Genomic DNA, 20,981 nt, shown 5'->3' with positions numbered 1-20,981 from the left:
AAGGCCGGGCCGGCACCGCCTGCCGCCCGCGCTCAGAGGGGAAGGCGGAATGAAAGGAACGACCATGACCCACCTGATCGACCGCCGCACCGTGCTCGCCGGCCTCGCCGGCATGGCCGCCGCGCCGGCATTCGCCCAGAGCGCCTCGGGCACCGTCGTGCTCTACACCTCCAACAACGCGCAGTCCGTCGATGCCGTGCTCGGCGTCGCCAAGGAGAAGCAGCCCAACCTGAAGATCAGCACGATCACCGGCGGCTCGGGCCAGCTGCTGCGCCGCATCGAGGCCGAGGCCGCCAAGCCCCAGGCCGACATCTTCTGGAGCTCCAGCGCCAATACGCTGGGCGCCTTCAAGCAGCTCTTCGAATCCTATGCCTCCCCGGCCGCGTCCGCCATTCCGGCTGCGCTGCGCCACCCGGAGAACCTCTGGACCGCCTCGAACGTCCATCTCGTCGTGGCGATGATCAACAAGAACCAGCTCGGCGGGAAGCCGGCGCCGAAGACCTGGAAGGACCTGATCGATCCCGCCTTCAAGGGCAAGATCATCATCGCCGACCCCGCCAACAGCTCGACCGCCTTCACCATTCTCTGGGGCGTCGACAAGCTGATGGGCCCGGATGGCCTGAAGGCGCTCGCCGCGAACCTGACCGTCTCCAGCGCCGCCTCGACGGTGCTGCGCGCCGTCGGCCAGGGCGAATTCGCCATGGGCCTGACTTTCGAGTCGAACGCCTATGCCTATGTCGCCGGCGGCCAGCGCGAGATCTCGCTGCTCTATCCGGCCGAAGGCACCTTCTCGACGCCGGAATTCCAGGTTCTGGTCAAGGGCGCGCCGGCCGGCGCCGCCGCCAAGGCGGCCTATGACCTGATGCTGTCGAAGGAAGCGCAGATCGCCCTGCTGGAGAACGCCTTCCGCCGGCCGAGCCGCAGCGATATCGACGTCTCCAAGCATGTCGAACTGCCGGCGATGGAAAGCGTCAAGGTCTTCGCCATCGACGAGGACGAGGCCGCCGCCAAGCGCGACGAGTTCCTCAAGCGCTGGCAGTCCTACGGCACCGCCACGAAGTAAACGGAGCGCCGCTTCGGCAGGTCCGAGGCGGGACGGTACCTCAACAGTTCTCAGGCGCCTCCGGGCGCCTGATTTCGTTTGAGGAAGCGGCCCGGTTGAAGCTCTCTCACGGCGCTTCCTCGCCTCCCCGGCGGATCAGGAAGATCGCGGCACCCGCGCTCATCAGCGCGAGGCAGAACCATGTCAGCGCATAGATCAGATGCGTGTTGCGGAAGCTGACCTGGGTCATCCCGCCTTGCGGCAGCGGGCCGGGTTCGGCGGCCGCGTCGGCATCGACGAAATAGGGCGCGACCTCTCCCACCCCGCGCGCTGAGGCGATCGCAGCGACATCCCGCGAATACCAGCGCCCGGCAGCGGGATCGTTGCTGCGCAGAAAGCCGCCGCCGGGCTCGCTCAGCCGCAGCAGGCCGACCACCTTCGTGTCGCCCCTGCCTGTCGTCCGCCGCTCATCTGGTCCACGTCGGCCCTCCGGCACGAAGCCGCGATTGACCAGTACGGTGAAGCCGTCATCGCTGCGGAACGGCGCCAGAACCCAAAAGCCCGGCCCGCGCTCGGTCACCGCCATGGTCAGCGTTTCCGGGGCATCGAGATAACGGCCCTGCAGCACGACGCGGCGGTATTCGTCGGTGGCTGCGCTGATCCTCGACCATTCCGCCGATCCCGGCGCCGCGACGGGCGCAGCATGAATCCGCGCCTCGACGCGGGCGATCAGGTCGAGCTTCCAGCTGCGGCGCTCGATCTGCCAGATGCCGAGCCCGGCGAAAACGAGGACGAACAGACCAAGTGCTGTTGCAAAAGCGAACCGGGCAAAGCCGCCTCGCTTGCGCCCGCCCGCTTCCACCGGCATCGCCCCGACCTTACATGCGGTGCATGTCCGGCATCATGTTGGTGTTGAGGTGGTACATCACCCATAGCGAGCCGGCGAGCACGATCACCACGATGACGATGGTGAAGATCAGGCCCATCATGTTCCAGCCGCCCTCGGAGCGGCCGTTCATGTGCAGGAAATAGACCATGTGCACGACGATCTGCACGGCGGCGAAGGCCATGATCACGATCGCCGTCAGCGTCGCATTGCCCAGCACGTCGTTCATGACGAGCCAAAACGGGATCGCGGTCAGGATGACCGAGAGCAGGAAGCCGGTGACATAGCCGCGCAGGCTGCCATGCGGGGCATGGTCGTCGCCATGTGCTCCGTGAGCTTCGGCGTGATTCTGGGAACCGCTCATTTCAGCACGCCCATCAGATAGACGAAGGTGAAGACGCCGATCCAGATGACGTCGAGGAAGTGCCAGAACATCGAGAGGCACAAAAGGCGCCGCCGGTTGGCCTCGATCAGCCCGCGCTTCGAGACCTGCACCATCAGCACCGTCAGCCAGATCAGGCCGAAGGTGACGTGCAGGCCATGCGTGCCCACCAGCGTGAAGAAGGAGGACAGGAAGGCGCTGCGCATCGGCGTCGCACCCTCACGGATGAGATGCGCGAACTCGTAGAGCTCGATCGCCAGGAAGGCGAGGCCGAAGAGCCCGGTGATGAGCAGCCAGCGCTGCATCAGCGCCTGCTTGCCCTTGTCCATGGCCAGCATGGCGAAGCCGTAGGTGATCGAGGAGAACAGCAGCATCGCCGTGTTGATCGCGACCAGCCTGAGATCGAACAGGTCGGCGCCCGACGGCCCGGCCGCATAGTTGCGCCCGAGCACGCCATAGGTCGCGAAGAGGACTGCGAAAATCAGGCAGTCGCTCATCAGATAGAGCCAGAAGCCGAGCATGGTCGAGCCGCCGGAATGCTCGTGCTCGTCCTCGGTCACGTAGAACGCCGGAACGCTCGCGGCTTGTGCCTGTGCTTTCGCCTTGGCCATCACCGCCCCTCAGGCCTTGCCGAGCAGCTGGCTGCGCGAATCCTCTTCGCGCAGGACTGCTTCCGCCGGAATGTGGAAATCCCGGTCGTAGTTGAAGCTATGGGCGATCGCGGTGGCAACCACGCCGACGAAGGTCAGCGCCGCCAGCCACCAGATGTACCAGATCAGCGCGAAGCCGCAGATCGTGGCGAGCCCGGCGATGATCACGCCCGCCCCCGTGTTCCGGGGCATGTGGATCGGCTTGAAGCCGCCGAGCGGGCGCTGGTAGCCGCGCTTCTTCATGTCGGCCCAGGCATCGAGATCATGCACGATCGGCGTGAACGCGAAATTGTAGGCCGGCGGCGGCGAGGAGGTCGACCATTCCAGCGTGCGCCCGTCCCACGGGTCGCCGGTCGTGTCGCGGAGCTGCTCGCGCCGGATGATGCTGACGGCGATCTGGATGATGAAGCAGAGGATGCCGAACGCGATCAGCACGGCGCCGACAGCCGCGATCACGAACCAGATCTGCAGGGAGGGGTCCTCGAAGCGGCTCAGGCGCCGCGTCACGCCCATCAGGCCGAGAATGTAGAGCGGCATGAAGGCGACATAGAAGCCGATCACCCAGAACCAGAACGAGAGCAGGCCCCAGAACTTGTCGAGCTTGAAGCCGAAGGCCTTGGGGAACCAGTAGGCAATGCCGGCGAAGACGCCGAAGACCACGCCGCCGATGATGACGTTGTGGAAATGGGCGATCAGGAACAGGCTGTTGTGCAGGATGAAATCGGCCGGCGGCACCGCCAGCATCACGCCGGTCATGCCGCCGATGACGAAGGTGATCATAAAGGCAAGCAGCCACAGCATCGGCAGCTCGAAGCGGATGCGGCCGCGGTACATCGTGAACAGCCAGTTGAAGATCTTCGCGCCCGTCGGGATCGAGATGATCATCGTCGTGATGCCGAAGAACGAGTTGACGCTGGCGCCCGAGCCCATCGTGAAGAAATGGTGCAGCCAGACGAGATAGGACAGGATGGTGATGACCACCGTCGCATAGACCATCGAGGCATAGCCGAAGAGGCGCTTGCCGCAGAAGGTCGAGGCCACCTCCGAATACACCCCGAAGATCGGCAAGATCAGGATGTAGACCTCCGGGTGGCCCCAGATCCAGATCAGGTTCACGTACATCATCGGGTTGCCGCCGAGATCGTTCGTGAAGAAGTTCGTGCCGACATAGCGGTCGAGCGTCAGCAGCGCGAGGGTCGCCGCCAGGATCGGGAAGGTCGCGACGATCAGCACGTTGGTGCACAGCGACGTCCAGGTGAAGACCGGCATCTTCATCATGTCCATGCCGGGCGCGCGCATCTTCACGATGGTCGCGATCAGGTTCACGCCGGACAGGGTGGTGCCCACGCCCGCGATCTGCAGGGCCCATAGGTAGTAGTCCATGCCCACCCCGGGCGAGTAGGCGGCCCCCGAGAGCGGCGGATAGGCGAGCCAGCCGACCTTGGCGAATTCACCGACGAAGAGCGAGGCCATCACCAGCACGGCGCCGCCGACCGTCATCCAGAACGAGAAATTGTTGAGGAAGGGGAAGGCGACGTCGCGAGCGCCGATCTGCAGCGGCACGACATAGTTCATCAGGCCGGTGACGAAGGGCATCGCCACGAAGAAGATCATGATCACGCCATGCGCCGTGAAGATCTGGTCGTAATGGTGCGGCGGCAGATAGCCCTCGTTGCCGGCGAACGCGATCGCCTGCTGGCCGCGCATCATCAGCGCATCGGCGAAGCCGCGCAGCAGCATGATGACGCCGAGGATCATGTACATGATCCCGATCTTCTTATGGTCCACGCTGGTGAACCACTCGTGCCAGAGATAGCCCCAGAGCTTGTAGCGGGTGACCAGCGCGACGAGCGCGAGGCCGCCGAGGAGGACGGCCGCGAAGGTCCCGATCAGGATCGGCTCGTGATAGGGGATCGCTTCAAGGGTGAAGCGGCCGAAGATCAGCTTCCACCAGTCGGGATAGGAGGTCATCGCTCACTCGCCTAGTTGGCGGCGCGGGCGGTGACGCCCGCGGTGCCGTAGACATCGGTCGGCGTGCAGATCGCCGTCACGAACGGACGCGGCGGCATCGGCTGCCCGCCCCGGCGCACGCTCTTGTCGTATTCGAGCTGCGCGACGATATGGATGCCCTCCTTGCCGCCCCCGCCCCTGGCGTCCAGCGCCATCATGTCGCGCGTGCACATCTTGGCCCGGTCGACGCACATGTTGAGGACGGCGCTGAAGAGATCGGACGGGATGTCGCGGAAATAGCGGACGGCCTCGCGCTCGCTCGGCCGCTCCAGCACGAGATATTCCTCGCGCCCGAGCGTGCTGCCGTTGCGGATCGCGCCCTGCACCCAGTCGCCGAAGCCCTTGTCGTCGACGCCGCGGAAGCGGAAGCGCATGTCGGAGAAGCCGGCGCCGCTGTAATTGGCCGAGAAGCCCTCGAACTCGCCGGCATGGTTGATCACGGCGTTGAGCTTGGTCTGCATGCCCGGCATCGCGTAGATCTGGCCGGCCAGCGCGGGGATGAAGAGCGAGTTCATCACCGAAGACGAGGTGATGCGGAACTCGATCGGCTGGTCGACCGGCGCCACGACCTCGTTGAGCGAGGCGATGCCCTGCGCCGGGTAGAGGAACAGCCATTTCCAGTCGAGCGCGACGACCTGGATGACGAGCGGCTCCTTGCGAACGCCGTTTCCGCCGGCCTTCGCCTCGACCACCGGCTTGCCGGCGCTGATCCGGTTGAGCGGGCGATAGGGGTCGAGCAGATGCGTGCCCATCCAGGTCATGGCGCCCAGGATGACGATGATCAGCAGCGGCACCGACCAGATCACCACCTCCAGCGGCAGCGAATGGTTCCAGTCCGGATCGTAGCTCGCCTTGGCCGAGGCGCGGTAGCGCCAGGCGAAGAAGATCGTCAGCGCCATCACTGGCACGATGACCAGCAGCATCAGCGCGGTCGAGGCGAACAGGAGGTTTCGCTGCTGCAGCGCAACATCGCCGGATGGGCCGAGCAGCACCATCTGGCAGCCGCCGAGCAGCGCGAACAACGGCAAAATCGGTAGAATTCGAAAGATTCTCAAGAGACTCGAGACCTCCCTGATCCGGGAACTGCCGTTCTCTATTCCCATTCTCCCGCACTGCACATCGGACAATCTGTCCCATTGCGATGGTTTGACGGGTGGCTTCTATCCACCGTATCCATTTGCATGAGGTGCGGGCAAGTCCGGTTCTGACGGCCGGCCCGCCAAAGAGGAATTCGCGGTCATGAGCGCTGACGCGGCGAGCCGTTCATCGAGGCACAAGACGGAAGTGCGCGGCCACGGCCATGTGGCGCCGGCCGATATCGCGCTCGGCGTCATCATCGGGCGAACCTCGGAATATTTCGACTTCTTCGTCTTCGGGCTGGGCTGCGTGCTGGTCTTCCCCGAACTGGTCTTCCCCTTCGCCGACCGGCTGACCGGCACGCTCTATGCGTTCGGCATCTTCGCGCTGGCCTTTGTCACCCGCCCGATCGGCTCGGTGCTGTTCTTTGCGATCGACCGCCGCTACGGCCGCGGGACCAAGCTCACCGCCGCGCTCTTCCTGCTCGGCGGCTCGACGGCGGCGATCGCCTTCCTGCCGGGCTATGCGACGCTCGGCATCTGGTCGATCGTCATCCTCGCCGGCTTCCGCCTGCTGCAGGGCATCGCGCTCGGCGGCGCCTGGGACGGCCTGTCCTCACTGCTCGCCCTCAACGCTCCGCCGAACCGCCGCGGCTGGTACGCCATGCTGCCGCAGCTCGGCGCGCCCTTCGGCTTCATCCTCGCCGCCGGTCTCTTCGCCTATTTCGAGGGCGCGCTGTCCAAGGAGGATTTCCTGAGCTGGGGCTGGCGCTACCCCTCCTTCGTCGCGCTGACGATCAATGTCGTCGCGCTCTTCGCCCGCCTGCGCATGGTCGCGACCCCCGAATTCGCCGAATTGATGCAGACCCGCGAATTGATGCCGGTCCCGGTGGTCGAGCTCGTCCGCGCCCATGGCCGCACGATCATCCTCGGCGCCTTCGTGCCGCTGGCGAGCTTCGCGCTCTTCCACCTCGTCACGATCTTCCCGGTCAGCTGGATCAATCTCTTCACCAATCGCTCGGTCTCGGAATTCCTGCTGGTGCAGAGCGCGGGCGCCGTGGTCGGTGCCGGCGCGGTCGTGACCTCCGGCCTGATTGCCGACCAGATCGGCCGCCGCAACACGCTGCTGCTCTCGGGCGGCATGATCGCGCTGTTCAGCCTGTCCAGCATCGTCGCGCCGCTGCTCTTCGGCGACAGCCTCGCCGGCCAGACGATCTATGTCATCGTCGGCTTCGGCCTGCTCGGCCTTGCCTATGGCCAGACCGCCGGCGCGGTCGCCTCCAGCTTCAAGCCGCAATACCGCTATACCGGCGCGGCCCTGACCTCCGACCTCGCCTGGCTGATCGGAGCCGGCTTCGCTCCGCTGGTGGCGCTGACGCTGTCGAGCGCCTTCGGCCTCGCCTGGGTCGGGCTCTACCTGCTCTCCGGCGCGCTCTGCACGCTGGCGGCTCTGTGGATCGACCGGCGGCTGGAAGCACGCTACGAATAGCGCGCTTCCCCGGCCTCAGCCCTGCCGGTAGAGGAAACGGTCCGGCTGGACCGGCTCCTCGCGCAGGCCCATGCGCTGCACCCGGTAGAGATGCTTGGTGAAAGCCAGCGCATCGGCGCGAGAGAGTTCGCGGCCCCGGTAATAGGCCTCCATCTCGACACGCACCGCCTCCGGCGGATGGCGCGCGATCTTGCCGGCGACCTCGCGGGCCGTCGCCATCAGGGCGTCGGGCGCGACGACCCTATTGACCAGACGATGCGACAGGGCCTCCTCGGCCTCCATCGGCTCGCCGGTCAAAAGCATCCACATCGCGACCGTATGCGGCAGCTGCAGGCCGAGCCGCGAGGTGCCGCCCGCCCCGCCCATGCCATAGGCCACCTCGGGGAAACCGAACTTGGCGTTGGTCGAGGCGATCCGGATATCGGTCAGCGAGAGCAGGTAGATCATGCCCTGCCCCAGGCACCAGCCGTTGACCGCACCGATGATCGGCTTGAAGCGCTCAAGCGCCAGAACGTCGCGCGACCAGGAGAAGTCATGCGGCGTCTCGCCCTCGCCATTATGCGGCCAGAGATGATCGGCGAGTTCGTCACGCGAGGTGGTGCCGCGCTTGTAAGGGGTCTTGATGTCGTCCCCGGCGCAGAAGCCGCGCTCGCCGGCCCCGGTCAGGATGCCGCAGCGTATCGAGGTATCCGCCAGGAAGTCCTTGAGCGCGAGGAAGAGCTCCTTGTGGATCATCGGGTTGGTCGGATTCACCGACCCGTTCTCGATGGTGAAGACGGCGATGTCGCCATCCTTCTCGTAGCGAAGCGGCAAGGCGGTTCTCCTTCGGCGCGGATATCTCGAAACGGAAGCGGTTCAGCCGGCGAGCCAGCCGCGGGACAGGCGGTCATAGGCGCCGGCGCGCAGGTCCTCGCGCTCGGCGACGATGACGTGCTTGGCGACCTTCTCGGACGGGGTTTTCGGCAGGCTCGCGCGGAGTTCGAGGAAGCGCGGCACCTTGAACGGCGCGAGATGCGCGCTGCAATGCGCGAAGAAGCCGTCGACATCGAAGGCGTCGGCTGCGACGCCCGGCTTCAGCACGATGCAGGCCTTCACCTCCTGCCCCCGGTCAATATCGGGGACCGGAATGGCGGCAGCCTCCAGGATATCCTGCCAGCCGAGCATCACCGCCTCGACCTCGCGCGCCGCGATGTTCTCGCCCGAGCGGCGGATCATGTCCTTGATCCGCCCGACGATATAGTGGAAGCCGCGCTCGTCGCGCCGGAACAGGTCGCCAGTGCGGAACCAGCCGCCCTCGCGGAAGCTGTCGGCATTGGCTTCGGGCTTGTTCCAGTAGCCCTGCAGGATGCCGGGGCCGCGAATCCACAATTCGCCGATCTCGCCGGCAGGAACCTCGTTGCCGTCCTCGTCGCGAACGCTCGCCTCCCGAAAGGGTGAGGCGATGCCGCAGGTGCCCGAGCCGACCATCGAAGTCGCGCCATAGGGCGTGAACAGCGCCGAACCCACCTCGGTCATGCCGAAGCTCTCGCGCGCCACCACGTTGAAGCGCGCCTCCAGCTCGGCATGCATATTCTTCCGCAGGCCGAAGACCGAAACCATCTTCAGCGGGATATCGCGATCATCCGGTCGCGGCGCCTGCTTCAGGACGATCTGCGGGAAGATGCAGTATTCGATACCGTAGCGCCGGACCCAGTCGAGGAAATTGGTCCCCGAGGCCTTGGCCGCGACGAAGAGCGTGCCCTTCAGGCGCATCGCCATCAGCAGCAGCCATTGCGGGTCCATGTAGTAGAAGGGCTGGGCCGCGATGACATGCTTGACGATACCGTTGGCGCGCATCGCCGCGACCCGGCCCAGCGTCAGCCAGTAGCGGTGACTGAGCATGCAGCCCTTGGGAAAGCCGGTCGTGCCCGAGGTGTACTGGATGTTGATGAGGTCATCGAGCTCCGGCTCCCGCGCCGGCACGAAATCCGCCGCTGGGGTCGCGGCCAGCTTTTCCCAATCGCCCGCACCACCGACGACGATCGGCTTGGCAAAAGCGGCGAGATCCCTGACCTCGGGCGCCTCCGCGATCTCGGCGAGCACGCCGGCCTCGATCACGATCGTCCCGGCGCCGCTATCGGTCAGCACATAGGCGACTTCGCGCGGGGTATAGCGGACATTGACCGGCACCATGATCGCGCCGATCCGCGCCAGCGCCAGCCAGGTCAGCGGGAAGGCCGGGATGTTCGGCAGCATCACGCCGACACGGTCGCCGAAGCCGATGCCGCGCGCCGCCAGCCCCGCCGCGAGCGAGCGCGTCTTCTCGGCAAGCTCACGATAGCTCAGGACGATGCCGGCCTCGAAGAAATTCGCCGCCGGGGCATCGCCCATCTCGTTCGCACAGCCGTCGATGAAGGCCGCGAGATTGCGCGGGAATGGTTCAGCTTCGATCAGCGCGCGCAAATCCGCGGCTTCGTGCAATTCCCTATCCATCGGCCTGTTCCGTCCTGAGCCGGCGCAAGCCGGCGCTGCGTGCGATTTCCGCGATGCCGAGCCCGATCATCGACATCGCCACCATCACGCAGGCGGCGGCGGCGACCGTCGGGTCGAGCCTGAGATTGAGGTCGTTCCAGATCCGGAGCGGCAGGGTCTCGATCGCCCCGGAGACGAAGAGCGTGATGATCAGATCGTCGAAGGAGGCGAAGAAAGCGAACATCGCCCCGGCCAGGATCGCAGGCCTGAGCGCCGGCAGCGTCACCAAGAGGAAGCTCCGCCATGGGCCGGCGCCGAGCACGCGGGCAGCGCGCTCGATCGTCTCGTCGAGATTGCGCAGGGCCGCGCTGACCACGACGATGACATAGGGCACGGCGACGACCGTATGCGCGAGAACGAGCGTGGTCAGGCTCTCCAGCCATTTCAGCCGCGCGAACAGCATGAACATGCCGAGCGCGATCACGATACCGGGCACGATCAATGGCGCGATCGCGAGCCCGTAGAGCAACCCGGCGCCCGGCAGGCGATGGCGCACGATCGCCAGTGCGCTGGCCGTCCCGATGGCGACCGACAGGATCGTCACCAGCACCCCGATTTTGACGCTGAGCCAGAGCGCCCCGCTCCAGGACGCATCGGTGAAGAGCACGCGGTACCAGCGCAGCGACCAGGCGCTCGGCGGGAAGCTCAGGATCTCCGACTCGTTGAAGGAGAGCGGGATCAGGAAGACCAGCGGGAACAGCAGGAAGAAGACGACCGCGCAGAACCAGAGGGCGAGCGCGATGCGGACGACACGAGGGCTCATCGCGCACCTCCGTAGAGATTGCGCTCCGGCACCAGCCAGCGCAGCAGCGCGACCGCGGCAATCGTCGTCGCCAGCAGCACGAGCGCCATGGCGGAGGCCGCCGTCCAGTCGTTCATCTGGTGGACCTGCAGGTCGATCAGGTTGGCGATGGTGCGGTGGCGCGGCCCGCCGAGCAGCGCCGGGGTGATGTAGAAGCCGAGCGAAAGAATGAAGAGCAGCATCGCCGCAGCGACGATGCCGGGCTTCGTCATCGGCAGGTAGACATGCCAGAAGGCGCGCCAGGGCGAGGCGCCAAGCACGCGCGCGGCCCGGACCAACCCCGCATCGAGCTCGGTCATCACGCCGACCAGGGTCAGGATCGCGACCGGCAGCAGGATCTGCACCATGCCGAGATGCACGGCGAGCGGCGTGAACATGAAGCGCTGCGGCTCGGAGGCGATCCCGAGCCAGATCAGCGAGGCATTCAGCAGCCCCTCGCGCCCGAGCACCAGCGACCATGTGTAGGTGCGCACGAGCACACTGGTCCAGAACGGCAATAGCACCAGCGCGAGATAGATGCCGCGCCGCGAGGCCGGCTCGCCGGCGATGAAACAGGCTGCGGGATAGCCGAGGACGAGGCAGATCAATGTCACGCTCAGCGCAAGCTTCAGCGTGTTCAGGAAGACCACCGCGAAGACCGGCGAGGACATCAGCCAGCTGACGCCGGCCGATGCCCCACCCTTGCCCGAAAACGAGATCCGCATGATCTCGACGAACGGGACCACGAAGAAGATCGCGAAGAGCAGCAGGAGCGGCGCGGCCAGAAGCGGCGCCACCATCGACTTCCTGAGCACGTTACCTGCCTCCGGCCAGCACCTCGCTTCAGCTCAGCAGCCAGGCGGCCCAGCGCTCGGTCAGTTTCGGCCGGTGTTCGCTCCAGTATTCCGGGTTGAACGAATACTGGACCGCGACATTGTCCGGATGGATCGGCAGGATTTTCGCGAGTTCCGGGTCGACCTTCTCGATCAGGCCGGGCGCGAAGCCGGGATAGGGCGAATCCTGCAGGAGCTGCACGCCCTTGTCGGGATCGAGGCGCGTCTTCATGTAGCGCATCGCCTCTTTCGGGTGCTTGGCGCCTTTCGGCACCGCCCAGTAGGAGAGCTGCAGCGCCCCGCCGTTCCAGACGATGTCGACCGGCTTGCCCTCCTTCTTGAGCGGCGGCACGCGCCCGTTCCAGACCGTGCCCATCACCGCCTCGCCATCGACGAGCAGCTGGACCTGCTGGGCGCCGGTCGTCCACCAGGCCGCGACATGGCGCTTGATCTGGTCGAGCTTCTTGAAGGCGCGCTCGACATCGAGCGGATAGAGCTTGTCGGCCGGCACGCCGTCGGCCAGCAGGGCGAATTCGAGGTTCTGCACCGGCGAATCCTGCAGCGCGCGCGGCCCCGGAAAACTCTTCACATCCCAGAAATCGGCCCAGGATTTCGGCGCCTTGCCGCCGAACTTGTCGGTGCGATAGGCGATCACGGTCGAGAATGTCGAGGTGACCATGCCGTATTTCTGGCGGGCGATCGCCGGCAGCTTGTTATCGGGATCGACGATCGACCAGTCGACCTCGGTCAGCCAGTTGTTCTTCACGGCCTCGATCATGTCGGCCCCGCCCATCTCGGTCAGGTCCCATTCCATGTTGCCGGTTTCGACCATCGCCTTGAGCTTGGCCAGCGAGACGGGCGCCGTGGCGCGGACGCCGACCCCGGTTTCGGCGGTGAAAGGCTTCTCGTAGATCCGCTCCAGCGACTTGGCGAGGCTGCCGCCCGAGCCGTTGACGGTGATCGTCACGGCCTGCGCGCGGGCACTCGTGCCCCATGCGGTGAGCGCCGCGCCGCCCAGCGCCAGGCGGCCCATGTCACGTCTCGTCACTGCGGTCATCGTTCGTTCCCTCCCCTTGTTATGTCGTGGAATCGATCGTCAGCCGTCGAGGAACGCTGCCCTTTCAAGGCTGAACCCGAGCGTCACCGGCGCGCCGGCAACGGGGCCGTCGCCACCATGGCGGCGCTGCTCCTGCACGATCACGCGCCCGGCCTGCTCGGTCTCGACGACATAGCGGTAACTGCCGCCATGGAAGGCGACATCGCCGATCCGCCCAGCCAGCGCAGGCGTAGCCCCGGCCTCAAGAACCCGCGTGAAATGCTCCGGTCGCAACGCCACCCGCCCGCGCCAGCCTTCCGGCAGGCGGGCAGGCGCCGGTGCATCGGCCCCCGCGAAGGCGAGCCGCCCCCCGGCCAGCTCGGCGGGCAGGAAATTCGTCTCGCCGACGAATTGCGCGACGAAGGCGTTGCTCGGGCTGTCATAGACCGCGGCCGGCGTGCCGATCTGCTCGATCCGCCCCTCGCTCATCACCACGATCCGGTCGGACATGGCGAGCGCCTCGCCCTGATCATGCGTGACATAGATCACCGTGCAGCCGATGCGGCGCTGCACCTCCTTGATCTCGTCCTGCATTGCCTCGCGCAGCTTGAGATCAAGCGCGCCGAGCGGCTCGTCCATCAGCAGCACGCGCGGCTCGAACACGATGGCGCGAGCGCAGGCGACGCGCTGGCGCTGGCCACCAGACAATTCATGCGGCTTGCGCCCGCCGTAGCCGGCGAGCCGGACCATCGCCAGCGCCTGCTCGGCCCGCGCATGGCGCTCGGCCTTCGGCACCCCCCGCATCCGCAGCGGGAAGGCGACATTGTCGCGGACATCCATATGCGGGAACAGCGAATAGCTCTGGAAGACCATGCCGACATTGCGCTTCTCGGTCGGCAAGCGGGTGATCGAGACACCGTCGATCAGTACGTCCCCGGCGCTGGGCTCGATGAAGCCGGCGAGGATGTTGAGCGCCGTCGTCTTGCCGGAGCCCGACGGGCCGAGGAAGGTGACGAACTCCCCGCCCACGATATCCAGCGAGAATTCCCGGAGCACCTCGACCGGCCCATAGCGCTTCGTGATCCCGGCAAAGGAGATCGGCGCCCCGCCCGAGGAGGCCTGCAACCCTTTCGCGCCGCGATGTGCTAGAGATGGGTGCATCACGATCCTGAAACTGATATCAATGTCAGTATGTGAATCGGAGACGAGACGTGTCAAGCGGCCATCCATCCGCAAAGCAGGCTCACGAGGCCATCGAAGCGGCCAGAATGGCCGCCAGCGCAGCCGCTGGTTCAGGCGCGGCGCATGGCGCAACCTCAGGCTTCAGCCTGCCGGAAGCGATGCGGGCCGAATTGGAAACCGCGCCGAAACTGTCTCGTTCGGAGATGACCCGCCGAAAGCTGATGATCGCAGCGGCGGAGCTGATCCAGGATGCAGGCTTCGGCGGCCTCAAGGTCGCCGATATCTGCAAGCGCGCCGATTTCGCCCACGGCACATTCTATCTGCACTGGAAGGACAAGCGCGGCGTCGCCCATGACGTGCTGACCGCCTTCATGGAAGCGATCCGTGCCCATCGGCCCCAGCGCCAGCCCGGCCAGAGCTTCTATGAGCGCCTCGTCATCGGCCACCTCTACTATATCGACCTCTATCGCCGGAATATCGGCCTGATGCGCTGCCAGGGGCAGCTTGCCGACGAACTCGACGAGTTCGCCGCGATCGGGCTGAAAGCCAATCTCGCGCTGGCCCATCGCATCCTGCGAGCAGCCGAGCGCGAACAACCGTCATTGGCCGCGCAGCCGATCCCCCAGCGCCTTGCGACGGCGCTGGGCTGCATCGCCATGGTCGACAAGCTCCTGCACGAGGTCTTCGCCCGCGGCCTCGCCATCGGCCTCGGCGATGACGAATTCGCCGGGACGCTCTCGCTCAGCTGGCACCGTTCCCTGCTCGGCCGCGATCCCTGACCGCAGCGTCGCGCGCTCAGGCCGCCTGCGGCTGTTCCTGCGGCGCGAGATAGGCGCTCTGGAACGTCTCCATCACATGCCCGACCATCTCGCGCGCGACATGGAGCTGGTCGTCCTGGAAGGCGAGCGCGCGCGGCGAGTTGAGCACGATCTCGTAGCTCGGGAAGTAGTCGACGAAGTCGAAGCGGCGGAACAATTCCTCCGCCACCGCCCGCAGCACCGATTTCGAAGCGCTGTTGGCGACGATGACATCAGCGTCCTTGAAGGTCGCGCCGAAGGGCACCGGCGAGACCGTGACGACGAAGCGCATCTCCGGATGGCAGTGCTCGCGGATCAGCCCGATGATGTCGAGCATGTCGGCCAGCGTCGCGTCATAGCCGTAATCGACGAAGCGGAAGCGCTCCGGCATGCGTTGCAGCCAGACCGGGCCGGGATGGGCGTTCATGGCGATGCCGGTCTGCGCATCGAGCCAGGTCTCGGTCAGGCCGAGCGTGAAGAAGCAGACGCGCGCCTGCCTGATCTGCGCCGTCGCGGCGGTGAGACGCTGGCGGTTGGCGAGCGCCGTCTCGCGATCGAGCAGCCTCAGGCCGCTGGCCTGCGGATCGAACCATTGCCCGGGCGCAAGCTCGACCAGACCCTCGTCCGGGTAGCTCTCGCCGAGCAGGACACGCTTGATCTCATGGGTCATCGAGCGCACCGAGTACTTGTTCAGCGCGCCTCGGCTGAGCTGGCCGCGGTCGGCGCCGCCGCCGCGCCCGCTCTCCTCGTTCCAGCTCTCGAAATGCTCGGCCGGCACGCCATGGCCTTCGAGCAGCAGCGGCAGGCCACGCGTCATCAGGATGTTCTCGACCTCGCGCGCGAAGCAGGAACCCATGGTGAAGATCGGCTCGGACGGATCGAGCCTGAACTTCGACTTGTGCTCCACCGCGACGTAATCGCCCGTTGTCAGGCGCTCCTTGGCCATCTTCTCGGGCTTGCCCGAGGTCCAGCCGCGCACGGGGTTGCCGCGCATGATCGAGAGGGCCGTGCCTGCATCGTATTCGATCTTCATGATCGTCTCCTGGTTCGTGGAAGCCGATAGCTGGAAGGCCTTCGCCATGCCGGGCTGGCGAAGGGCCCTCCGTGATCCGAGACAAGCCGACCGTGATCCCGCCCCGGCCAGTCCCTCACATCCGGTGGGGAATGCCGTTCCGGTCGAGGAAGCCGCGCATCCGGTCGTAGGAGCCGGCATAGCTCTTCGCGAGGCCGTTCAGCGCCGCCTCCTGATAAACCGCGCGCCAGCCGCCCTCGGCGAGTGCCACCTCCGGCACGACCGGGATCTTCAACGTCTCAGCCAGTTCCTGGCTGCGTGTGTCATAGGCGACGAGCACGCCGGGCACGCCATGCGCCACGGCCGGCAGCACGCCATGAACGCGATAGCCGACCGCGAGGTCCTGCGAACGGGCGAAGGCGTCGTAGTGCTCGACATCGAAGAACGAGAAGAGCTGCTTCTCGTAGATCCGACGCATCGCGGCATCGTCCGCCCCGCTCCACCAGCCCGTGCGGGTGAACTCCGCGACGGCCTTCGCCTTGGCCGCGGGATCGCGCAGGAAGAACGCCTTCTCCTCCTGCTCGCCATGGGAGGACATCACCATCTCGCCTTGGGCATCGACCTTGAGCAGGGCGGCCTTCTGGTTGCGCAGATAGGCTTCGGGGTCGGCGGTGTAGCTCTTGTCGGCCTCGCGGCGCAGGCTGAACGCGACCTTGCGGATCTCGCGCTGATCGGGAACACGGATCTGGAGGTCGCGATTGCGGGTGCGGAAGATCGAAGGGCAGCCGACCACCTCGACATTGCGGATGCCGTTCTGCCTGAGCGTTTCGGCGCTGAAGGCACCACGCACGCCGATGGCGGCCGAACGCTCAGCCACAATCGACCAGAAGCGCTTCGAGGCGTCCGGAAGTTCGATCCGGCGGTTCTGGCTCGCCTGCGCGCCGACGCCGATGGCGTAGACCGGCAGCTTGACCTTCTCCAGCACTTCGACCGCGCGGAACCACTCCATGCTCTCATGGATGAAGTTCGAGCCACGCACGAAGACGAAGTCGAACTCGCTGGCATAGCGCGCGATGTCGGCATCCGTCGGCGACATGATCTTCATCGGCTCCAGATGCGCGTAATCCAGGAGCTTCAGCGTCGAGTCGTAGACGATCATGTCGCCGATATTGAAGTAGTCGCTGAGCAGCTTCTCCATCGGGGCGCGGTACCAGCGCACCTTGTCATGGTCGTAGACCTCGCCAGCCGGATAGATCACCAGCGCCCGCAGGGCCTTGGTCTTCGAGACCGGCCGCAGTTCCGAGCCCGGCGCGAGCGCGCCGGTGCGGACATCCGCGACCGCGATGGAGCGCAGGCGCGTTTCCGGCAGGGGAGGCAGCGGGATGGCGATCTCGGCAACGGTCGCATCGCCGGTGACGAGCGCGCCCGGGTTGATCGTGGCGTAGTCCTGCCCGTCGAGCAGCAGGCGCAGCGACGGCCAGCTACCGCCGGGCTCGCGGGCGACGAGGACGACGACCTCCTGCGTGGTCGCGCGCAGGATTTTCATCGTCTGCACGGCCTGGCTGGCCGGGAGCGGATGGGCGGGCGCATTCATGGATTGTCCTTCACGATGCGGATTTTGATGCGGACGAGATCGCGCTGCGGGCCGATCTTGCAGTCGGCGACACGCATCTTGGTCATGAACAGAAAGGGCTGGTCGCCCGTGGTCTCGAAATTGCGCGAGGGCGAGGCCGGATCGGCAATGGCGCCATAGGCGTAGCGGTCGCGGTCGCCGCAATCCTTGCTCCACATCGTCGGATGCGTGACGAGCGTCTTGAGCGGCGACCAGGTCACGAGATCCTTCGACCAGCTATAGGCGACGCGCCCGCCGGCGATGCCCTGCCTCGGATCGGGACCGAGATGGAAGATCGCGAGCCATTGCCCGCTCGCCTCGTGCCGGGTGACCGAGCCGACCGTGGTCGGCAGATGCCTCAACGGCTGGCACGGCCGCGCCCGGCTCAGGTCGTCGCGATAGGGATCGACGGCTGGAATGGTGAAATCCTGTCCGTCGAAGGCGCGCCACGCCGTCGCGTCCTTGATATCCGTGGAGCGGAACAGGCAGACGCCGTTCTTCTGGCCCTCGCCGCCAGTGGTCGCGATCAGCGCATACCAGGCGCCATCCTTCTCGACGATGTTGGAGGGGTTGAAGAAGCCGCGATGCCGGCCCTGCCCGACATCCTGCTTGTAGGGCGGCGCCGCCACCAGGGGACGCGGCTCGTCGGTCCTGAAGCTGCGGCCGCCATCGTTCGAGCGGGCGGCGGTCACGACATTGTACCAGCAGCTCATCGCCTCCTTGAAGCGGCAGGCGCCGGGATGCTTGTCGGCATGGTATTCGGCATGGATCAGCGCCTCGACATGGCGCCCGTCGCCGGTCCAGGTCGCGGCGATCCAGCTCTTGTCGCTGAAGGCGCTGGGATCGGCGCTGTTCTTCGCCTCGAAGGAGACCGCGCAGCTCTTGCGGATCGAGGCGAGGTCGCGGCCGATCAGCGGGCGGTTGCGGTAATGGCTGGCGAAGGCGACGACCTCGCCCTTGTCGTCGCGGAAGGCCCGCAATGGTGCATCCGGCAGGTCCCATTGCTCGCAGCGCTCGCGCGCCCAAGACACCACCGTCTCCTCCTGCGCGTCGGGCGCGAGCTCGAGCCGATAGCCCTGCGCCATCGCGGGCGCTGCCAGCAGCAGCAAGGCCGCTGGCAGCGCCCCACGCAGGATACGGGCGGCCCTCATGCCACCTTCCTTTCCGGCGCGGGCGCCTCCTGGGCAGCAGCAGCCGGCCTGACCATCTTGTGGTCGACCTTGTTCTCGCTGAGGAAGGCGCTCATCGCGCAGTAGACCTGCCCGTAAGCCACGTTGAAGCGGTCGAAGCGCGCCTGCTCCCAATACTCCTCCAGCCTGAAATCCTGGCCGGCGAAGACGTCGATGCTCGGGATCTTGAACGTGTCCGCGAACTCGACCGTGCGGCTGTCATAGGTGAAGTAGATCGAGGGCGTGCCGTTCGCGAGCGCCATCAGGTTGCCGTGCAGACGGTAGCCGAGCACGAGGTCGAGCCCGCGCACCAGCCGCTCATATTCCGCGACCACGTCGGAATAGAACATCCGGGTCTGGTAGAGCCGCTCGACCTGCTCGTCGAGATACCAGTTATTGGCCCATTCGTTCGCGCGCAGCGCGGTCATCGCCTGCGCCTGCTGGTCGATGGTGCCGAGCGCGAGCTTCTTCTCCTCGACCTCGCCCTGCGACATCAGCGTGACCTCGAAACGGTCCGCCATCGACTTCACCAGCGAGCGGTGGAAGGTGAGGTAGCGCTTGATGTCCTGGGCATAGGTCTTCGAGACCTCGCGCCGCAGCGTGACGCCGGCAGTCTTGATCTGCTCCAGCGGCGGCAGGCGGATGGCGAGGTTGGGATCGTTGTTCCGGAACGCCGTCGGGCAGCCGATGATGCGGACATTCCTGATGCCGAGATCGTTCAGCACCTCCGCGGAGTAGGTGCCGCGCACGCCGAGCGAAGCCGTCGAATCCGCAATGAGCTTGAGGACGGTCTTCGTGTCCTCGCTCAATTCCAGCTTGCCACTCACCGGGGCCTGCGCGCCGATGCCGAAAGCGATCACCGGAATTTTAAGCCGGCGCAGCACCTCGGCCGCCTTCGACCAGTTCATCTGCGCATGGACATAGTTGGAACCGCGCAGGAAGACGTAATCGTATTCGGCGTTGAGCCGGTCGATCATCGCGGGATCGACACGGTCGATCGGCAACTCGTCGAGCTTCTCGAAATTGAGCAGCTTCAGCGAGGAATCGAAGACGAAGGCGTCGCCGATATTGTGGTAGTGCTCGATATGGCTCTGCAGATCGGCATGGCGATACCAGCGGACATTGTCGTGGTCATAGACCTCCCCGGAGGGGCTGATGACGAGGATACGGGCCATGGTCGGGTCTCCCCTGTTGTTTCGTTATGGTTTCAGGCGATCATCGCGGCAGGGTCCTGCCGAGCGGGTGCAGGCTTGCGGCGTTCCGCCAGCAAGCGGCGGTAGAGATCGAGATGCGTGCCCGCGCATTCGCGATGGCTCATCGGCCGCTTGATGCCGCCGCGCAGGCGGTCCCAGAGCCCGGGCTCGGTCAGCGCGCGCGTCATGCAATCGACGAGGTCCTCCGGGCTGCCGGGCCGGAAATGCAGGCCGTCGACCTCGTCGGTGATCTTCTCGGCCATGCCGCCGAGATTGCTCGCCAGGATCGGGCGGCCGTGGAAGAACGCCTCCTGGATCACGATCGGCGAATTCTCCCACCAGACCGATGGCATCACCATCCAGTCGACCGAGCGCATCAGGTTCGGCATCTCGCGGTTCTGGAAGGCGCCGCAGAAGCGCACGCGCCGGCCGGCGGCCTCGACGAGCTTCGCGAACTTGTCCTGATAGGCCTGCGGCTGGCGCTCCAGATTGCCGCCATAGACCAGCAGGATCGAATCCTCGCCCCAGACCTTGTCGGGGATACGCGTCACCGCGTCGATCAGCACGTCGGCGCCCTTGTAGGGCGTGAGCTGGCCGAAATAGGCGAAGCGCGAGCGCCGCCCCTTACCTTCCGGCAATAGACGTGGCGGCGCGGCGCCGGCCACGTCGATGCCGTTCTCGATCACCGAGAAGCGCTCCTCGGCGAGGCCCCAATCGACATAGCGGTCGACGAGGAAGCGGCTCGGCGAGACGAAATGGTCGGCCAGCCCCAGCATGCCCTTGATGAAGGTCTCGCGTGCCAGGAAACGTGCCGGCGAGATATCCGGGAAGCAGGCGTTGCAGTCGGTCGGCGAGGCCCGGTAGCAGAGCTTGAACGCGCCGGTCTTCACCATCTGGCCGTGGTGGTGGCAGATCGAGAGATATTCGTGGAAGGTCACCACGATCAGCGCGTCCGGCAGCGCGTCACGCACCGCGAACAGGCATTCGAGACCGAGCCCGATGAAATGGTGGAAATGCACCACGTCGGGCTTCAGGTCGTGCAGCACGCGGACGAAATCGCGGTCGATCTCCTCCGTCGCCCGGTTCGAGATCAGGAAGTGGTCGTAATCCTCGGCGTAATAGAGCAGTTCGCCGCCGCGCTGGCGCAGGCTCATCAGCGCCGTGCCTGCATGGCGCGGTGTCGGCGCGCCGACGCGCGCGAGGAAATGGGAATCGACGCCCTCGCCGGCCTGCAAGCCCTTGTGCAGGTTGTAGGACGCCACCTCCGCCCCGCCGAGCGAGAGCGAAGGATGGCCGTGCGATATCACGAGAACCCGCATC

At 66.0% G+C, this 20,981-nt stretch carries 19 protein-coding genes; 3 read left to right on the top strand and 16 right to left on the bottom strand.

Annotated elements, in window-relative coordinates:
* Nucleotides 1-64 precede the first annotated feature (64 nt).
* Nucleotides 65-1,063, top strand: coding sequence for an extracellular solute-binding protein (locus WFK61_RS05135; RefSeq protein ID WP_336810448.1), 999 nt, complete (start codon nucleotides 65-67; stop codon nucleotides 1,061-1,063).
* A 106-nt stretch (nucleotides 1,064-1,169) separates the two neighbouring features.
* Here the strand turns inward: WFK61_RS05135 and WFK61_RS05130 are convergent, their stop codons facing one another.
* From WFK61_RS05130 to cyoA, 5 genes are read right to left on the bottom strand one after another with little or no spacing between them, the layout of a single operon-like run.
* Nucleotides 1,170-1,910 carry an SURF1 family protein gene (locus WFK61_RS05130; RefSeq protein ID WP_336810447.1) on the bottom strand — a complete coding sequence of 247 codons (741 nt, stop codon included), beginning with the start codon at nucleotides 1,908-1,910 and terminating at the stop codon, nucleotides 1,170-1,172.
* 10 nt (nucleotides 1,911-1,920) lie between these two features.
* Nucleotides 1,921-2,292, bottom strand: a complete 372-nt coding sequence (cyoD, locus tag WFK61_RS05125; RefSeq protein ID WP_336810446.1) for a cytochrome o ubiquinol oxidase subunit IV — start codon at nucleotides 2,290-2,292, stop codon at nucleotides 1,921-1,923.
* On the bottom strand, nucleotides 2,289-2,921 hold the full coding sequence (gene cyoC / locus WFK61_RS05120; protein ID WP_336810445.1) for a cytochrome o ubiquinol oxidase subunit III: 633 nt from the start codon (nucleotides 2,919-2,921) through the stop codon (nucleotides 2,289-2,291). Before cyoC ends, cyoD begins: the two co-directional genes overlap by 4 nt.
* Nucleotides 2,922-2,930: 9 nt before the next feature.
* Nucleotides 2,931-4,931 carry a cytochrome o ubiquinol oxidase subunit I gene (gene cyoB, locus WFK61_RS05115; RefSeq protein ID WP_336810444.1) on the bottom strand — a complete coding sequence of 667 codons (2,001 nt, stop codon included), beginning with the start codon at nucleotides 4,929-4,931 and terminating at the stop codon, nucleotides 2,931-2,933.
* An 11-nt stretch (nucleotides 4,932-4,942) separates the two neighbouring features.
* Complete coding sequence (gene cyoA, locus WFK61_RS05110; protein ID WP_336810443.1) at nucleotides 4,943-6,025, bottom strand: ubiquinol oxidase subunit II; 1,083 nt, start codon at nucleotides 6,023-6,025, stop codon at nucleotides 4,943-4,945.
* A 184-nt stretch (nucleotides 6,026-6,209) separates the two neighbouring features.
* Between cyoA and WFK61_RS05105 the strand changes: the two genes are divergently transcribed.
* Nucleotides 6,210-7,535: an MFS transporter gene (locus WFK61_RS05105; RefSeq protein WP_336810442.1), complete on the top strand. Its 1,326-nt coding sequence runs from the start codon at nucleotides 6,210-6,212 to the stop codon at nucleotides 7,533-7,535.
* Between the two features lie 15 nt (nucleotides 7,536-7,550).
* Here the strand turns inward: WFK61_RS05105 and WFK61_RS05100 are convergent, their stop codons facing one another.
* The 6 genes from WFK61_RS05100 to WFK61_RS05075 are packed head-to-tail and all read right to left on the bottom strand — an operon-like array spanning nucleotide 7,551 to nucleotide 13,857.
* Nucleotides 7,551-8,348 carry an enoyl-CoA hydratase/isomerase family protein gene (locus WFK61_RS05100; protein ID WP_336810441.1) on the bottom strand — a complete coding sequence of 266 codons (798 nt, stop codon included), beginning with the start codon at nucleotides 8,346-8,348 and terminating at the stop codon, nucleotides 7,551-7,553.
* 42 nt (nucleotides 8,349-8,390) lie between these two features.
* A complete protein-coding gene (locus WFK61_RS05095) occupies nucleotides 8,391-10,007 on the bottom strand; it encodes a class I adenylate-forming enzyme family protein (protein ID WP_336810440.1) in 1,617 nt (538 codons plus the stop codon).
* Complete coding sequence (locus tag WFK61_RS05090) at nucleotides 10,000-10,809, bottom strand: ABC transporter permease (RefSeq protein WP_336810439.1); 810 nt, start codon at nucleotides 10,807-10,809, stop codon at nucleotides 10,000-10,002. Before WFK61_RS05090 ends, WFK61_RS05095 begins: the two co-directional genes overlap by 8 nt.
* Nucleotides 10,806-11,642, bottom strand: a complete 837-nt coding sequence (locus WFK61_RS05085; protein ID WP_336810438.1) for an ABC transporter permease — start codon at nucleotides 11,640-11,642, stop codon at nucleotides 10,806-10,808. Before WFK61_RS05085 ends, WFK61_RS05090 begins: the two co-directional genes overlap by 4 nt.
* 28 nt (nucleotides 11,643-11,670) lie before the next feature.
* Nucleotides 11,671-12,717: an ABC transporter substrate-binding protein gene (locus WFK61_RS05080; RefSeq protein ID WP_336810437.1), complete on the bottom strand. Its 1,047-nt coding sequence runs from the start codon at nucleotides 12,715-12,717 to the stop codon at nucleotides 11,671-11,673.
* Nucleotides 12,718-12,756: 39 nt separating this feature from the next.
* Nucleotides 12,757-13,857, bottom strand: coding sequence for an ABC transporter ATP-binding protein (locus WFK61_RS05075; protein ID WP_336810436.1), 1,101 nt, complete (start codon nucleotides 13,855-13,857; stop codon nucleotides 12,757-12,759).
* Between the two features lie 107 nt (nucleotides 13,858-13,964).
* On the opposite strand from WFK61_RS05075, the gene WFK61_RS05070 reads away from it, so the two are divergent.
* The gene (locus tag WFK61_RS05070; RefSeq protein ID WP_336810435.1) at nucleotides 13,965-14,657 is read left to right on the top strand and encodes a TetR/AcrR family transcriptional regulator; all 693 of its coding nucleotides are present in this window, start codon (nucleotides 13,965-13,967) and stop codon (nucleotides 14,655-14,657) included.
* A gap of 16 nt (nucleotides 14,658-14,673) precedes the next feature.
* On the opposite strand, the gene WFK61_RS05065 is transcribed toward WFK61_RS05070, so the two are convergent.
* The 5 genes from WFK61_RS05065 to WFK61_RS05045 form a co-directional block, all read right to left on the bottom strand.
* Nucleotides 14,674-15,708 (bottom strand): GSCFA domain-containing protein, encoded by a 1,035-nt coding sequence (locus WFK61_RS05065; protein WP_336810434.1) that lies wholly within the window; start codon nucleotides 15,706-15,708, stop codon nucleotides 14,674-14,676.
* A gap of 115 nt (nucleotides 15,709-15,823) precedes the next feature.
* Nucleotides 15,824-17,281: a polysaccharide pyruvyl transferase family protein gene (locus tag WFK61_RS05060; protein ID WP_336810433.1), complete on the bottom strand. Its 1,458-nt coding sequence runs from the start codon at nucleotides 17,279-17,281 to the stop codon at nucleotides 15,824-15,826.
* Complete coding sequence (locus WFK61_RS05055; protein ID WP_336810432.1) at nucleotides 17,278-18,450, bottom strand: hypothetical protein; 1,173 nt, start codon at nucleotides 18,448-18,450, stop codon at nucleotides 17,278-17,280. The genes WFK61_RS05060 and WFK61_RS05055 overlap by 4 nt, the downstream gene beginning before the upstream one ends.
* Nucleotides 18,447-19,643 carry a polysaccharide pyruvyl transferase family protein gene (locus WFK61_RS05050; protein WP_336810431.1) on the bottom strand — a complete coding sequence of 399 codons (1,197 nt, stop codon included), beginning with the start codon at nucleotides 19,641-19,643 and terminating at the stop codon, nucleotides 18,447-18,449. The genes WFK61_RS05055 and WFK61_RS05050 overlap by 4 nt, the downstream gene beginning before the upstream one ends.
* Nucleotides 19,644-19,675: 32 nt before the next feature.
* Nucleotides 19,676-20,980, bottom strand: a complete 1,305-nt coding sequence (locus tag WFK61_RS05045; RefSeq protein ID WP_336810430.1) for a glycosyltransferase family 4 protein — start codon at nucleotides 20,978-20,980, stop codon at nucleotides 19,676-19,678.
* Nucleotide 20,981 lies beyond the last annotated feature (1 nt).

This window comes from Allobosea sp. MMO-172, from assembly GCF_037147855.1.
In the GTDB taxonomy this organism is placed as follows: domain Bacteria; phylum Pseudomonadota; class Alphaproteobacteria; order Rhizobiales; family Beijerinckiaceae; genus Allobosea.
Note: the sequence above shows the minus strand (reverse complement) of the source record. Positions and strands in the feature narration are given on the sequence as shown.